Source organism: Bradyrhizobium sp. SMVTL-02 (assembly GCF_051853005.1).
Classification (GTDB): domain Bacteria; phylum Pseudomonadota; class Alphaproteobacteria; order Rhizobiales; family Xanthobacteraceae; genus Bradyrhizobium.
In genome coordinates this window covers 1,677,061-1,693,535 of record NZ_CP182469.1, presented here as the reverse complement: position 1 = coordinate 1,693,535, position 16,475 = coordinate 1,677,061, and the positions used below count along the sequence as shown (strand labels likewise).

The 16,475-nt window shown below is 58.2% G+C and carries 9 protein-coding genes and 1 riboswitch; of the genes, 5 read left to right on the top strand and 4 right to left on the bottom strand.

Annotated elements, in window-relative coordinates; translation table 11 throughout:
* The first annotated feature begins 40 nt into the window (after positions 1-40).
* Both ACNJYB_RS07910 and ACNJYB_RS07905 read left to right on the top strand, forming a co-directional pair.
* Positions 41-2,941: a ribonucleoside-diphosphate reductase subunit alpha gene (locus tag ACNJYB_RS07910; protein ID WP_439373437.1), complete on the top strand. Its 2,901-nt coding sequence runs from the start codon at positions 41-43 to the stop codon at positions 2,939-2,941.
* A 10-nt stretch (positions 2,942-2,951) separates the two neighbouring features.
* A complete protein-coding gene (locus ACNJYB_RS07905) occupies positions 2,952-4,109 on the top strand; it encodes a ribonucleotide-diphosphate reductase subunit beta (protein WP_439373436.1) in 1,158 nt (385 codons plus the stop codon).
* Between the two features lie 144 nt (positions 4,110-4,253).
* Here ACNJYB_RS07905 and ACNJYB_RS07900 read toward each other — a convergent pair whose 3' ends face one another.
* The 3 genes from ACNJYB_RS07900 to ACNJYB_RS07890 form a co-directional block, all read right to left on the bottom strand.
* Complete coding sequence (locus tag ACNJYB_RS07900) at positions 4,254-5,645, bottom strand: aspartate ammonia-lyase (protein ID WP_439373435.1); 1,392 nt, start codon at positions 5,643-5,645, stop codon at positions 4,254-4,256.
* Positions 5,646-5,863: 218 nt separating this feature from the next.
* Positions 5,864-7,417, bottom strand: coding sequence for a carbohydrate porin (locus ACNJYB_RS07895; protein WP_439373434.1), 1,554 nt, complete (start codon positions 7,415-7,417; stop codon positions 5,864-5,866).
* Positions 7,418-8,196: 779 nt separating this feature from the next.
* Complete coding sequence (locus ACNJYB_RS07890) at positions 8,197-9,126, bottom strand: TauD/TfdA dioxygenase family protein (protein WP_439373433.1); 930 nt, start codon at positions 9,124-9,126, stop codon at positions 8,197-8,199.
* 562 nt (positions 9,127-9,688) lie between these two features.
* A riboswitch (cobalamin riboswitch) is annotated at positions 9,689-9,909 on the top strand.
* Positions 9,910-10,015: 106 nt separating this feature from the next.
* Here ACNJYB_RS07890 and metE point away from each other — a divergent pair.
* From metE to ACNJYB_RS07875, 3 genes are all read left to right on the top strand, one after another.
* Positions 10,016-12,343, top strand: a complete 2,328-nt coding sequence (metE, locus tag ACNJYB_RS07885; protein WP_439373432.1) for a 5-methyltetrahydropteroyltriglutamate--homocysteine S-methyltransferase — start codon at positions 10,016-10,018, stop codon at positions 12,341-12,343.
* A gap of 400 nt (positions 12,344-12,743) precedes the next feature.
* Positions 12,744-13,957 (top strand): IS3 family transposase gene (locus ACNJYB_RS07880; RefSeq protein ID WP_271580986.1). Its coding sequence is split into 2 segments (ribosomal slippage): positions 12,744-13,020 and positions 13,020-13,957, totalling 1,215 coding nucleotides; the frame shifts between segments, so codons are not numbered across the junction.
* A gap of 248 nt (positions 13,958-14,205) precedes the next feature.
* Positions 14,206-14,712, top strand: a complete 507-nt coding sequence (locus tag ACNJYB_RS07875; RefSeq protein ID WP_439373431.1) for an avidin/streptavidin family protein — start codon at positions 14,206-14,208, stop codon at positions 14,710-14,712.
* A gap of 326 nt (positions 14,713-15,038) precedes the next feature.
* Here ACNJYB_RS07875 and ACNJYB_RS07870 read toward each other — a convergent pair whose 3' ends face one another.
* Positions 15,039-16,364: an MFS transporter gene (locus tag ACNJYB_RS07870; RefSeq protein WP_439375500.1), complete on the bottom strand. Its 1,326-nt coding sequence runs from the start codon at positions 16,362-16,364 to the stop codon at positions 15,039-15,041.
* Positions 16,365-16,475 lie beyond the last annotated feature (111 nt).

Here is a 16,475-nt window from a genome sequence, read left to right as displayed (position 1 = left end):
TCGCCCCGTTCAAACACAACGCGCATCACGGGGCCTATTGATGTCACTGAACCTACACGACGCGGACAATGCGTCCGCTGCCATTATCCAGTCGCGTCCGCGAACGCTCGCGCCAAGCGAGCCGACCATGCAGATCATTCGCCGTAACGGCAAGGTCACCCCATTTGACTCCCCCAAGATCGGGTTGGCCATGACCAAGGCCTTTCTGGCCGTCGAAGGTACCACGGCGGCCGCCTCTCGCCGCGTGCATGAGAGCGTTGTGCAATTGACCGACGAGGTCGTCGCTGCGCTCATGCGGCGCGCGGGCGAAGGACGCACCTTCCATATCGAGGATGTTCAAGATCAGGTCGAACTCGCCTTGATGCGCAGTGAGAACCACAAGGTTGCGCGCGCTTATGTGTTGTATCGCGAAGAGCGCGCGCGTCAGCGCGCCGAGGACGCGGCCGCGCAGCCGGCGCCCGCCGGCGCTCCGGCGCTTCACGTCACCCTGACGGACGGTTCCCGTGTCGGTCTGGATACCAATCGCCTCGCGCTGATCATCGGCGAAGCCTGCGCCGGCCTCGATGGCGTCTCTGTGGAGCCCGTGCTGGCCGAGACCAGGCGCAATCTCTACGACGGCATCAGCCAGGACGAGCTGGCGCTGGCTTCGATCATGGCAGCGCGTACCCTCGTCGAGCACGAGCCAAACTATTCTTACGTCAGCGCGCGTTTGCTGCTCGACAAGCTCCGCGGCGAGGTGCTCTCGCACGTTCATGGTGTTGCGACGTCGGCCTCGCAAGCCGACATGGCGACGCTCTATGCCGAATACTTTCCGGCCTATGTGAGGGTCGGGATCAACGCCGAGCTGCTCGATCCCGAACTTGCCCGCTTCGATCTCGACAGGATCGCCGCAGCGCTGAAGCCGGAACGGGACCTAAACTTCCAGTTCCTAGGTCTTCAGACGCTTTACGACCGCTATTTCCTACATCAGCACGGCAAGCGAATCGAGCTGCCGCAGGCTTTCTTCATGCGGGTTGCGATGGGGCTGGCGCTGCGCGAGATTGATCGCGAGGCAAAGGCGATCGAGTTCTACGATCTCTTGTCATCGTTCGACTTCATGGCCTCGACACCCACGCTGTTTAATTCTGGCACGCTGCGTCCGCAGCTGTCGTCCTGCTTCCTCACCACCGTCGCCGATGACCTTGACGGCATTTTCAAGTCGATCAAGGACAATGCGCTGCTCGCCAAATATTCGGGTGGCCTCGGCAACGACTGGACGCCAGTTCGCGGCCTAGGCGCTCACATCAAGGGCACCAATGGCGAGAGCCAGGGCATCATCCCGTTCCTCAAAGTCGCCAACGACACTGCGATCGCCGTCAACCAGGGTGGAAAGCGCAAGGGCGCGGTCTGCGCTTACCTTGAGACCTGGCACGTCGACATCGAGGAATTCCTCGACCTCCGCAAGAACACCGGCGATGACCGCCGCCGGACGCACGACATGAACACCGCAAACTGGATTCCGGACCTGTTCATGCAGCGCGTCGACGCCGACGGCGAGTGGACGCTGTTCTCGCCGGATGAGACGCCGGACCTGCATGACCTCTACGGCGAGGCATTCAGGACCGCGTACGAGGCCTATGAAGCCAGAGCCAAGGACGGCGGGATACGCCTCTTCAAGACGGTGCGAGCTACCGACCTCTGGCGTCGCATGCTGACCATGCTATTCGAGACCGGCCACCCCTGGATCGCCTTCAAAGACCCCTGCAACTTGCGTTCGCCACAGCGCCACATGGGCGTGATCCATTCCTCGAATCTGTGCACCGAGATCACGCTGAACACTTCGGCCGACGAAGTCGCCGTCTGCAATCTGGGCTCCGTCAACCTGCTTAGTCATGTCGGCCCCGACGGCATCGACGAGGCAAAACTGAAGCGGACGGTGACGACCGCCGTCCGGATGCTCGACAACGTCATTGACATCAATTTCTACACCATCCCGGAGGCGCGCCGGTCCAACATGCGTCACCGGCCGGTCGGTCTCGGCCTGATGGGCTTTCAGGAGGCGCTTCAGGTCCAGCGCATCCCGATCGCATCGGATGCGGCAGTCACGTTCGCGGATATCAGCATGGAGGCGATTTCCTTCCACGCCATCGAGGCGTCCTCAGATCTCGCAAGCGAGCGCGGACGCTATCCAAGCTTCGAAGGCTCGCTCTGGTCGAAAGGTATTTTGCCGTTCGACTCTATCCAACTTCTTAACGATGCCCGCGGCGGACTCGATCTCGACCGCTCTTCGACGCTGCCCTGGGATCGCCTACGCGAGAAGGTCGTCGCTGGCGGAATGCGCAACTCAAACGTCATGGCAATCGCGCCGACAGCGACCATCTCCAACATCTGCGGCGTGTCGCAGTCGATCGAGCCAAATTATCAAAATCTCTTCGTCAAATCGAACATGTCCGGGGACTTCACGGTCGTGAACGAGCTCCTGGTCCGCGACCTTAAGGCCCGCGGCCTGTGGGATGAGGTGATGGTCTCCGACCTGAAATATTTCGACGGCAGCGTCGGCCAGATCGATCGGGTGCCCGACGATCTCAAGAACCTTTATGCGACAGCATTTGAGGTGGACAGCTCTTGGCTGATTGAAGCGGCTGCGCGCCGGCAAAAATGGATCGACCAGTCGCAGTCGCTCAACCTCTACATCGCCAATCCATCCGGCAAAAAGCTCGATGCGCTTTACCGGTTGGCTTGGCGCCGTGGACTGAAGACGACCTACTATCTGCGATCTCACGGTGCCACCCATGTCGAGAAATCGACCCTGAAGGGAACTGACGGCAAGCTCAACGCCGTCTCGGCCAAGGCGGCGATCTCGTACGCGCCGATCGTGGTCCCCGCCGCGATTGCGGGGCCGGACTTCGACGGCATGACGGCCTGCCGGATCAACGATCCCGAATGCGAAGCCTGCCAGTAAGGAGATGACGATGCTTGATTGGTCCAATACCGAAACGATGGCTACGGCGGCTCCCGCCGCCCCAAACCCCACCACCACCCGGCCTCAAAAGACGCGGCTCAAGCTCGAGGTGGCCGATCCGACGGGGCTCGGTGTGATCGACCGCGCCGGCGGCCGCGTATCGGTCGATGAGAAACAGATGATCAACTGCCGGGCCGACGTCAACCAGCTCCTGCCGCTGAAGTACAAATGGGCCTGGGAAAAATATCTGTCCGCTTGCAACAATCACTGGATGCCGACCGAAGTCTCGATGCAGTCTGATATCGCTTTGTGGAAGTCGCGCAACGGGCTGACGGAGGACGAGCGGCGCACGATAAAGCGCAATCTCGGCTTCTTCGCCGCTTCGGAATCGCTCGTCGCCAACAACATCGTGATGGCGATCTATCGCCATCTCACCAATCCCGAGTGCCGGCAGTACCTCTTGCGGCAGGCCTTCGAGGAGGCAGTCCACACCCATACCTTCCAGTACATCGTCGAAAGCCTTGGGCTAGATGAGGGCGAGCTATTCAACATGTACCGCGAGGTGCCCTCGATCACCGACAAGGCGGCTTGGGCGCTCAAGCACACGCAGCACCTCGCCGATCCGTCGTTCGAGACCGGCACGCCGGACGATGGCCGCGCCTTCCTGCGCGATCTCGTTGCCTTCTACGTCGTGTTCGAAGGCATGTGGTTCTACACCGGATTTGCTCAGATCCTGTCGCTCGGCCGCCGCAACAAGATGGTCGGCATCGCCGAACAGTATCAGTACATCCTGCGCGACGAGAGCATTCATCTGAATTTCGGCATCGATGTCATTAACCAGATCAAGATCGAGAACCCGCATCTGTGGACACCCGCATTACAGGATGAGATTCGCGGCATGCTTCGTGACGCAACAGAGCTCGAAGCCGCATACGGCCGCGATACGATGCCGCGGGGCTTCCTTGGTCTGAATTCGGCTCTGTGCGAGCAGTACATGCATTTCATCGCTAACCGGCGCTGCGCACAGATCGGGCTTTCGCCTGTATTCGCCGAAGTCGAGAACCCGTTCCCCTGGATGTCGGAGACGATGGACCTGAAGAAAGAGAAAAACTTCTTCGAGACTCGCGTCATCGAATATCAGAACGGAGGCGCGTTGAATTGGGAATGACCTGACACAGGGCGATCTCTGGCGGAGGCCTCGCAACGTTCGCGAGGCCCTTCGGCGCTTTATGCACGCCAACGAAAGCGAAAGCTTTGCAGAAGATCGCCAAGCGGTCCCTGCTCTAAGACTTCGTGACTGGTCGTCATTGACTCACTCCGCCGTGCTCGTCGAAACATCGGCAGCGCGGCGCAAGACCGAGTGCACCTCTTTCTGCTCCAGCAATCGACGATCAATAGCGACCTCGAGAAACGATCGATGTTCATCGTGCGCCGCCCGCATGATTGCGGCCACGTTTGCGTAGCCGAACTCGGGCACCAGCGCTGCTGCTAGTGCAGACGACGCGAGCAGATTTTGCTGGCACCGCTCCTCATTGACCGTGAGCGAGCGCACACACCGCTCGAAGATGGTCGCTGAACGTTGGAGAAGAGTGATGGAATCGATCAGGCGATCGCAGACCAGCATGCCGTAGCAATTGATCTCCAGCAGTCCCTGTTGGCAGGCCATTGCTATGGCAGCGTCGTTCCCGGAGATAGCAAACGCTGCCTGGCATACCGCTATTGGAACAACTGGATTCACCTTGCCGGGCATAATCGACGATCCAGCCTGCATCGCAGGCAAGGCAATTTCTCCGACAGCACCGACAGGGCCTGACGATAGCACGATGAGGTCGTTGGCTATCTTCCAGAAGGAGTTTGCGGAATTTCGGAGTTCAGCTGACAACCGGGCACACGCGTCTAAGTTCTGCATGCCGTCGAATGGATCGGCCGCGGGTTTGATCTCGTCGCCAATCAAAGCTGACAAATGGCGGAAAACGGCCCATTTGTAGCCTGGTCTCGCGTTTAATCCGGTACCGACCGCGGTACCCCCGAGCGGAACGACCAAGAGTTGGCGCCGTAACTCGTCGACGTGCTTCGCATGGCGTTCTATGACTGCCTGATATCCCCCGAACGTCTGACCGAATAGCATCGGAACGGCATCCTGCAAACATGTCCGGCCAAGCCGCAGGGTTTGGGAATGCTCCCTCTTCTTCTCCGAAAAGGCGGCGGCCAGTTGCATCAGGGCAAGCGACGTCCCCTCGGACACCCGAAAGAGCGCAAGCTTTATGGCCGTCGGAATCACGTCATTGGTGGATTGACCGCAATTGACGTGATCATTTGGATGGACGAAGCTGTAGTCACCAATCGGCATTCCGGCCAACCGCGCGACCAAATTTGCGATCACCTCATTCAGATTCATGTTCGACGACGTGCCACCCGAGCCTTCGAGCACGTCGACAATGAGGTGAGCATCGTACTTTCCGGTGCGGATCTCTTGACACGCCGCAACGATGGCTTCCGCTTTCTGCGCTGAAAGCGCTCCGATCTCTAGATTGGCGAGCGCCGCGGCTTCTTTTATCATGGACAACGCCGGGACGAACTCAGGCAGCGCCGCGATCGTGCGGCCCGTGAGTGGGAAATTCTCCAAAGCCCGAACAGTATTGATTCCGTGGAGTGCGTCCGCGGGCAGTTCCCTCTTACCAAGAACATCTTCTTCGGTTCGCATTTGGACCATGACAATAACGATTAGTGTTTCTACGACCCTCGATTCCAACCGGCGTCGCCATAGCAAATTCAAGCTCGATTCGAGCAACGTCGCTAATTTGCTAGCCAAGATTTACCTATGCGGCGGTCTCGCGCGCGCTGGCTGTGACCTTCGCCCTAAACCCGCTAGCATACGACGGAGGCTCGCAAGCTCAGCATCGCCGTACCTTGGATTTTGGCTCAGAAGAATACCGACGTGGACACCAACAGGTTCAACGCATGTCCTGTTTTGCGTGTGTATGTGATGCTTGTCGGGTTGTTGATGTACGTCAGTCCTACGCTCGAGTATATCCCGGGCGCCAGATGCGCGGTGTATGTTCCCGATATCGCCGTACTGTCGCGATGGACAAGATGGCCCTTAGCGACGGCAGCATCCACTGCAACGTTGCTCCACGCAGTATTGGTGGCAACAAGGGCAATCTGATCGCGTGGACGGCTGTCCCACAAGCCCTTTGCATAAAGACGGAGCTCGTAATATTGATTGACCCTGTTTAGGTCCGGCGGCGCGTACATCACAGAAAATCCTGCATAGATGCCACGAGCTGCCGAACCCTGCGGATCGGACTGCCAGAGTTGCCTGTCCGCTGCAACGTAATAGATGCTATTACCCTTGGCTCTCGGTTGCGTCGGGTACTGCAAGTCGGCGTAGCTGCTGGTGTTGAAACCGGCGCCTGCCCGCAACCAGGTTTCTGGCAAGCCTGGAGCAGCTTTGCTGTTGTAGCCAGTTTCGTCGAGGAGAAGAACGCCTGCGTTAGCCGTGCTCCAATCTAAGCCGGTCGGATTTTCGGTAATGTGTGCAAATTGACCGTCTGGACTGAGTGAGCGCTGTATTGACGTCCTATTGTAGAATCGCTCGTCAAAATTGTACTTCAGATTGAGAGCTGGCGTCGGCGCAGCATTATTGCTCATGCCGGCCTGGTACAGGATATTGGACGAAGCCCCAAAGACGTTTACTGCTGCGTTCCCTCCGACCACGGTACCCGTGAACTCATTTATGTTTCTAAGATAACCCATTTTGAGTTCGAGCTTCCCGTCAAAAAGCGTCTGATAATAGGCAATCGTATTGATCCCCGCTCTATCTGGCCCCCCGGGCTTCCAGGTCCAATACTGCTGCTGAGCTCCCACGATGATCTGGCCATCGGGAATCCCAAATCGACTGAGATCGTAGGTCACGATCAAAAAGTTGAGGGTATTAAATGTGGGGTTCTGACCAGAATATAGCTGATCGCGGATGGTGCTCCTCGCAGCATTCGGTAGCTGATTGGTTACGAAGGTGTTCACCGTCCCGCCAATATAGCCGATCCCGACTTCTGCCAGCGCAGATCTAAAGCCGCCGTAGTCCTGATCTATCGTATCTGCCGGACCAGGAATACTGAGCCACATACCTTTTTCGCGGAGGCCCTCGAACTTCACAAATGGATCAACCTTCCGTTGCGTTCTATTCTTGGCAACTGAAACCGCATTGTCCCGCGTTGCTGCAAATGCATTGGCAGTTTGTGCCAGGGCCTCGTCGGGTCGGGAGCTTCGAGGGAGCGTAGCCACGCGATTCTTCTTCTGATTTACTCCTTGGGTCATCTTTTTGGGAGCGCCACTTTCTGGACCAGGGACGGTGACAGCTTGTGCCAGCGCCGCACCCCCGAGAGGGCTCGAAGCGATGGACAGTGCAACAGCAATCCATCTTTGGGCGCTGGCTTCCTGACGTTGCTTTGTCAGGGCGATAGCGAAACGAAACAATAGACCAGCGCCAAGCGCTGAAATCGTTGAGGGCTCAGCGCTCGAGGACTGAGCGAGACGGTTTGCTGACGACTTCCCTGAGGCGGGAGGGATCGCGGTAGGAGTAGACCTGATTACTGCGGAAGACGAGACACTAGATCCATCACGCCTGCTGGCGCCGTCAGATCCATATTGCATCCCGACTTCCTTAACGTATGAGTTCGACCCTCGCTGTTCACGAATGCCATGCGTCCGACATCCGCATCAATTGTTAGGGTTGGTAGGTGACATGAGCCTCAGTGCATTGCTTCTCGATTCGCGCCCTCAGGTCCGATGGCACGAGATCAAATCGGCGCTCATCTCTCCAGCCTCGGTGCTTCGAATCATCTAGAGATTAGAGGACGCCGAAAGCGCCCGCCGCAAAGTGAACAGAAGCCTGTCGATTGTGACTGCGAAAGTCCTGGCGGCAGCTCGGCAACAATTGAGACCATAGCGGATGAACAACCAGACCGTGAGATCGGCGTGTGTGTAGGCAAAGGTTGCGCGTAAACACCTTCGAGAGGTTTCTTCGAAAGCCGCGCTCCCAACGAGCGCACTTTCGAGCTCAACACGTCGGAGAGGAGCCGAAGATACGGCTTACTGCTCCAATGAAATTGTTGCACTGCGCGCGCAGCTGCTGAACTCGATGGCGCGCCTCTCAGGGCTAGGTGCGGCTCGGCTTTTATTCGAGTACTCGCAGCAAGACATTCATGTTTGAATGTGTGGCGAAGCAGGCTACCGCGAGCAACGTTGTAACCCCGCTAGGCGACCTTCGCGGCCGGTTCCTTGGAGGCTTTTACGCGGGTTACGCTGCTCTTTCCATCGATGCTAACGGGCACTTCGCCGACGACCGTTGCGCGACGAACGAGACGATGCTGGTCGCCGTAGTCGTTCACCGCATAATGTTGCGTGGCGCGATTGTCCCAGATCGCGACATCGCCTTCCTTCCAGCGCCACCGCACGGTATTCTCGAGGGCCGTGATATGAGACTGAAAGAGATCAAACAGCTTCTGACCGTCGTATTTTGGAAGACCAACAAAATTTTGCACCAGAGCGCCAAGCACTAGCGCGCGTTCACCGGTCTCGGGATGCACGCGCACCACGGGATGCTCAGTCTGATAGATCGTTCTCGTGAAGATTTCGTCCAGATGTTTTTTGTCGAGCTCGCTGACGTGGGGCAATATTGCGTAGTCAAAGGCGTTGCTGTGAACCGCCCAGAGCTTGTCTGCAAGCCGTTGCAGCGGCGGCGCTAGGTCGAGGTACGCCGTAACGGTGTTCGACCAGACCGTATCGCCACCAAATGGTGGCATCACGAGACTTCGCAGTACCGCAATCTTGGGGTAGGCATCGACGAAGGTTCCATCGGTGTGCCACAAGTCGGCCCGGCTACCGGCGCGCGCGGAATCAAGCTCGATGATCGACGCCGTGCCTTTGATCGCACCGAGCGTCGGATGAGGTGCCAACTTCCCGAAACGAAGGGCAAATCGCTCTTGCTCCGCATCGTCGAGGTGCCCTTGGTCGCGAAAGAAGATGACCTTGTGCTCCAATAGCAACTCGTTGATCGAGCCGATTGTCTGCTCCGGCAAATCGCCCGATAGCTTGACATTTCGGATTTCTGCGCCGATGCGCGCTGCGCATTTGACGACGTCGCTGCGAGGAGCGACGCCATCCGACAAGACCGTGGCAGTCATGGCTCGAAATCTCCAATTTGCCGGCTTCCGCATACGGAATCTGCCAGAGTAATGGTGACAGCGTCGAGTTCCTGCTACGCTCCTAAAGCGAGCTCCGACTTATTGGTGCGGCTTCGCTACGATCTTGATCTAAGTTGGCGAGAACTGTCGGATTGATCAATTGCCAGAACTGGTAGTTGACCGGTGTGAAAAGCTGAAGCTGCAGCGCAAAGAGCCGCAAATCGGCGATAGTGACACTGAAGCGACAAGAAGCGGAAGCCTCTCTTCACTTCTTCTCGAGGCGCAAGAGTCAGAGAACAATGGCCGATTTGCGCGTACAGCGGCGGAGTTCGGAGCTGCACGATACATCTAGCCGACAACAGCACAGCGTGGACGACAAGGGCTAGTAAACATCTACAGGGCGCGATCGCACCTGACGGCGTGACGACCACACGCATCGTTAAAGTGGGAAGGCGCGCAATGCTTCACGCCGCTGTGGTCGGTGACCTCGATACTTCCATTGGTAAGAGCTTTCTTGCCGCAGCAAAGACGATCTCAGGGTTGACGTATCGCTTCTGTTGCAGATAATCGGAGGCGTCGAGGTTCTCCAGCGTTCGATCTGGAGCTAAGAGGGAAGCCGGTGCGCTCTCGATCCGTTCAGGATTGAAGTAATGCCGGCGCTGCCCCCGCAACTGTAAGCGGCGAGCCCGCATCCAAACGTGTCACTGAAGCAGAAGCTTCGGGAAGGCCGGATGCAGGCGATGACCCGCGAGCCAGGAGACCTGCCCCGACAACGTGTTCGTCCACGGGCGGGGTGTCCGGTGGTACGCCTAGTAGCGGGCCTCGCTTTCGCGGCCTCCTGCCTGCGTTTCCGCCATGGCCTTTGCCCCCACACAATGGGGTTAAAGCTATGTCTCTTCTTTCACTTCCTGTCGCAACACTCGGCACGCCGCGTATCGGACCACGCCGTGAGCTCAAGCTGACGCTCGAAGGCTATTGGGCCGGCAAGATCGGCAACTCGCAGCTTCTCGAAGCAACGGCCGGTCTTCGCGTCGCCAATTGGGCGCGTCAGAACTCGCTTGGCGTTACCGTGATTCCGTCGAACGACTTTTCACTCTACGACCAGGTTCTCGATACGAGCGTCATGGTTGGCGCCATTCCTGAGGCGTATGGCTGGGACGGCGGTCCCGTATCGCTGAAGACCTATTTCGCCATGGCACGGGGCTCGCAAGACAAGGAACACGATGTGAACAGCGGTCACGCGCAAGATCATGGCGTCGCTGCGCAGGAGATGACCAAGTGGTTCGATACCAACTACCACTACATGGTGCCCGAATTCCATAAAGGACAGACCTTCAGGCTTTCCTCCCGCAAACCGATCGAGGAATATGAGGAAGCGAAAGCCCTTGGCTATCAAACGCGCCCTGTCTTGGTCGGACCGGTTACGTTTCTGAAGCTCGGCAAGAGCTCGGATCCAACCTTTGATCCGATTTCGCTTCTTGAGAGCCTAGTGCCCGTCTATGTCGAGGTTCTCAAGGAACTGGCGAAACGTGGAGCCGAGTGGGTCCAGCTTGATGAGCCCTATTTGGTGCTTGATCTCGACGAGACTACGCGGAATGCGCTCCGGCGCGCCTATGGGCGTCTCGCTGAGGAGGTGCCTGGCATCAAGATCATGCTTGCAACTTATTTCGGAGCGATCGGTGACAACCTGGCGACGGCTCTGGGATTGCCCGTGGCCGGCCTGCACGTCGATCTGGTTCGCGCCCCCCAACAATTGAGCCAAATTGAATTTGGCGCCCGCGCGGACCTCGTGCTTTCGCTCGGGGTCATCGACGGCCGGAACGTGTGGCGCTCGAATCTGTCGGTCCTGGTTGAGCGGCTCAAACCTTTCATTGCAAAGTTCGGCAAGGATCGCGTGCAGCTCGCCCCCTCTTGCTCGCTCTTGCATGTCCCAATCGACGTTGAGCTCGAGACCGATCTCGATTCGGACGTGAAGAGGTGGCTTGCCTTCTCGGTCCAGAAGATCGACGAGCTCGCGACCTTGGCGAAAGCGCTTGCAGGCGACAGAAATGCCTCTGCCGCACTTTCAGAATCAGACCTCGCAGCGAAAACTCGCCGGGCATCGCCGAAGATACATGACAGGGCCGTCGTCCAGCGGACGGAGGCGATTGACGAGGCTATGTGCCGGCGCAACGACGCTTTTGCGACCCGTAGCGAGGTTCAGCGCAAGCGCTTCGGCCTGCCGCTTTTCCCCACGACCACGATCGGGTCGTTCCCACAGACCACCGAAGTACGCAACGCCCGCGCCGCCCATGCTCATGGAGAGTTGACCAAGGCGGAATATGAAGACTTCCTGAAGGAGGAAACGGCTCGCGCGGTCCTGTGGCAGGAGGAGATTGGGCTCGACGTTCTTGTTCACGGCGAGTTCGAGCGCAACGATATGGTGCAGTATTTCGCTGAGCAGCTCTCCGGCTTCGTGTTCACTAAACATGGCTGGGTGCAGTCTTACGGCTCACGTTACGTTCGTCCGCCGATTCTGTTCGGCGATGTCTCGCGGCCGAAGCCGATGACCATCGAATGGTGGCGCTACGCGCAGTCGCTAACCAGAAAGCCGATGAAGGCCATGCTTACCGGGCCGGTGACGATCCTGAATTGGTCGTTTGTCCGTGACGATATTCCGCGCAGCGAGGCCTGCCGTCAGATCGCGCTCGCGATCCGTGACGAGGTTGCCGACCTGGAAAAGGCCGGCGCAACCATGATCCAGATCGATGAGGCCGCGCTACGCGAAGGTTTGCCCCTCCGGCGTTCCGATTGGAAGTCTTATCTCGACTGGGCCGTGGAGAGCTTCCGCCTCTGTTCCTCCGGTGTTGCCGATGCGACGCAGATCCATACCCATATGTGCTATTCGGAGTTCAACGCCATCATCGATGCAATTGCCGCGATGGACGCAGATGTCATCTCCATCGAAACGTCCCGTTCTAAGATGGAGCTGCTCGATGCATTCACTGCCTTCAAATATCCAAACGACATCGGCCCCGGCGTCTATGACATCCACTCGCCGCGGGTTCCCGAAGCTGCCGAGATGGGGGATCTCATCGCGCGGGCCCGCCGACGACTCTCGGACTCACAGCTCTGGATCAATCCGGATTGCGGCCTAAAGACCCGCAAATGGACCGAAGTCCGTCCGGCGCTCGTCAACATGGTTGCAGCGGCCCGCGAAATGCGCAAGGCGTCCTGATGCCAGGGTAGCTAGCGGTTAAACGGTATGTTTGACGAAGCTTCCCAATGGGTTTCCCCCTCTAGGCGCTGAGTGGGTGGCGCCTAGCAGGTTGACGGCGCGTCCGGCAGCATTCGCGACCGCGAATGATCACATACAGCCGAAGCGCCACGAGCGTCGATTGCATCTGACGCATCAAGTCACAGTGAGCCGCATTTGGACTGTGTCCCACTTCCGCGGTGGCCATATGTACCTAGACAGACGCGGGGCGCTGAACTGGAGGACATGAAGACTGGCGCGGGTACGTGGTGCCGAGCTAACGACAATTCAACCAAGGGCCGGCCCAGTTGAAATGGACCCCGATTGTGGGACCACGTGCTTAGTTGGAAGGGGCTGCTCCGTTTGATAGACGGAGCGCATGATGACAACGAAGACGAGACGCAAGATCGACGCGGCACTGAAGGCAAAGATCGCGCTGGAAGCCGTGCGGGAGCAGACGACGGTGGCCGATCTGGCCCAGCGCTATGAGGTTCACCCGAACCAGATCTATGCCTGGAAGAAGCAGCTACTGGACCAGGCGGCCCGGGCCTTTGACGCGGGTGTCGGGCGGGAGAGCGAGGACGCTCGCGAACGAGAGATCGAGAAGCTGCACGCCAAGATTGGACAACTGACAGTCGAGCGCGATTTTTTAGCGCGGAGGTCCGGAAGATGAGCACGCCGGACCGTCGAGGAATGCTCGATCGCGCCGACATGGCGCTGTCGATTCGCCGGCAATGCATGTTGCTTGGTATCGCCCGCTCTGGGGTCTACCGGCCGCCACGGCCGGCCAACGACAACGACCTCGCCCTGATGCGGCGCCTCGACGAGCTATTCACCGCCTGGCCGTTCCTGGGCTCGCGGCGAATGACCGCGATGCTGAAGGCTGAGGGGCTTCAGGTCAATCGCAAGCGTGTGCAGCGGTTGATGCGCAAGATGGGCATCGCGGCGCTGGGACCAAGGCCGAACACGACAAAGCCGGCACCGGGCCACAAGATCTATCCCTATCTGCTGCGCAACATGACGATCGACCGGCCAAACCAGGTGTGGGCGGCCGACATCACGTATCTGCCCATCGGCCGCGGCTTTCTTTATCTCGTCGCCATCATCGACTGGGCGAGCCGTGCGGTTCTGGCGTGGCGGTTATCGAACACGATGGACGTCTCGTTCTGCGTGGCGGCTCTGGAAGAGGCGCTGGCGAAGTACGGCACGCCGGAGATTTTCAACACCGACCAGGGCAGCCAGTTCACCAGCGTGGCCTTCACCGGCGCGCTGGCGGCCGCAAAGATCAAGATCTCCATGGATGGCCGCGGTCGTTGGATGGACAACGTCTTCATCGAGCGGCTGTGGCGGTCTCTCAAGCATGAGGACATCTATCTCAAGGGCTATGCCGACGGCCGCGAGGCCAAGGCAGGGATCGCGAGCTGGATCGCCTTCTACAATGATCGTCGCCTTCATCAGTCCCTCGGCTATCGCACGCCGATGGCGGTCTGGCGCGAACGGATGCAGGCCGCGAAGGCTGTGGACATGGTGGACAACGCTGACGCGTTGACCACATGCCCACAGCAACAGCAGCAGACAGAGTCTCTGGCAGCGTGATAGAAAGGATCAGGAGCGGTCAGTTTCCAACTAACAAACCGGTTCAAGCGGTCCCGCTCCGCGGGTCCATTTCACAGTTGCGATTTGGCTGCTCGCGTCTGAACCGCACCACACCGCCCCGAGAGCTGAAGCCAGGCGTCAATCACATTCAACCTGTTAGCGCTATCAATCCAATCACTCGTTTAAATTGTTCTTAAAAAGTTTTATGACTTAGTCCGCTCCGCTGCTGGAGCGATATGGAGTCGGAAATGTCTGAAGCAAAGTGGAAACTGACGAACTGGATGGGTGCAGCCTGCCTAGGTCTACTTCTAGCGGCGCCTGCAGCGGCGCAACCGATCTGGACCTGGACCAACCAATACGGCTCAACGCTAGCGGTCGACAATTATAATTCAAACACAGGTGCGATTTCCGGCACTTACACGAACAATGCGAGCAATAGCTGCGATGAAGGTATTCCTCAGGCGTTGACGGGCTGGCTCGCGCAGACCAATAGCGGCGCGGCGATCAGCTTTTCTGTAAATTTTGTGGGCTGCGGCTCGACAACGGTGTGGACCGGGCAGCTGAACGCTGCATCGGGATTTCAGGGGCTCTGGCTACTTTCACTCGCCGAACCGGTGGCATGGAATGGAATCAGCGCCGGCGCGGACACTTTTACCTTTGCAAGCGGCGACAAGTCGAAACTGCCTTCCGTTAGCGGAGAGGCGGCCAAGAGCGGTGCAGGCGAGAAGCTCTCGAATACAAAGAACCGCAAATGACATGACTTGCGCGTGACAAGTGAAGAAACGCATCACGCTAATCTTTTATCCTACTTTATCATGCGCCGACGGTCGCTCCCAAAGCTGATTTGATGTCGACCTCGAGATCGATCCCTGCCGAGCCTGAATGGCGTACCTGTTCAGGCTCGTTTAACCATTGGAAGTTTAGGCAGGTTGACGTATCGGTGGGCCAAGGTTCGAACGCGGGGCGCCTGGGCCTGTTTTGCGCACACTCGTAGGGATCGCGCCTTAAGCCGATTTTACCGCAATCTCCTTTAGCAGGTCCGCACCGAAGTCGCCGCGCTGCGGACAGACCCGAGCGTCCTCTACTTAGGTGTCCAGACAGGAATGTCATCATTGTGCGTAACCAGGAGCCCGAGACCGCCAGCGATGCCCGTTGCAACAATTAGAATTATTGCCATTCCGATCATGCCAGTTTCAAAGGATCCGGTCCTGTCCTTAAGTAAGCCGACCATGTACGGGCCGACGAAGGCGCCAAAGGCACCAATGGAATTGATAAATGCGATGCCGCCGGCGGCAGCGGGACCGGCAAGGAAACTCTGCGGGATCGTATAGAGAACCGTGCGCGCGGAAATCGTGCCGATTAGAGCAAGTGTCATGCATGTGAGCGCCGGTACGAGCGAGGTGAGCATTACCGAAAATAGAAGTCCGGTGGCGCCAAGCACCAATGCGGCTATCAAATTAGAGATCTTTTGCCCCTTGCGATCGACACGGCGCGCCCAGAGCAACATGGCTATTGTCACAAAGAAATAAGGCAGGGCGGCGAGCCAGCCGACCTGCATGTTGCTCAAGTTGTGGCTCTTTAAGATCAGAGGGAGCCAGATGCCAATTCCATAGGAGCTGATCGTGAAAGCGAAAGTGATGCCCGTCAACATTAAAATGCGAATGTCCTTCATCGCAGCCCAGAGGTCCTTTCTTACTTTATCGTGCTTTTCCCTGGCGAGCTCGTCCAGCAACGCTTCGCGCTCTCGGGACGTCAGCCACGCTGCTTTGTCCGGCGTGTCGGCTAACAGAACGAGACATAGGAAGCCGAGCAGGCAGGCCGGTAGACCTTCGATCAAAAACATCCATTGCCAGCCGGCCAGTATCCACACTCCATCCATTTCTAACAACGAAGCCGATAGAGGATTGCCGATCAAAGAAGACAACGGTGTTGCAGCCATGAACCAGGCGAGGACGCCTGTTCGCGCTCGCGCCGGAAACCAGATGGAGATGTACCAGATGACGCCGGGAAAAAAGCCTGCCTCGAAAACACCCAGAAGAAAGCGGATCGCGTAGAAGCTGTATGGTCCAACAGCGAACGCCGTCGCCGCGGCCGCAAGGCCCCAGGTCATCATGATGCGAGCCAGCCAACGGCGCGCACCGAAACGGTACATCATCATGTTGCTGGGCACTTCCAGCAGGCAGTAACTAAAGAAGAGGATCCCGGCGCCCCAGCCGAATTGTTCGGCACTTAAGCCAATGTCTTCGTTCATCTGCAAGGCGGCGATGCCGACACTGGTACGGTCGAGGTTGTTGAAGAAATAAGCGAGGCTCAAAAGCGGGACGAGCCGCCGCGTATTCTTGGCGACAGCGCTCGCGATCAAGCCAGACCTTCCCCTTTCGTCGGCATGACACTGGCCAGCGACCACGTCCAACAATTCGTTCTGCTCCTAAAGCAAGTCGCTGCCCACCCGCACATTTTTGCTCGAGCCTTGGAGCTGGGCGGCAACATCAGACAGATCGTTTCGAACGGGCGGCCC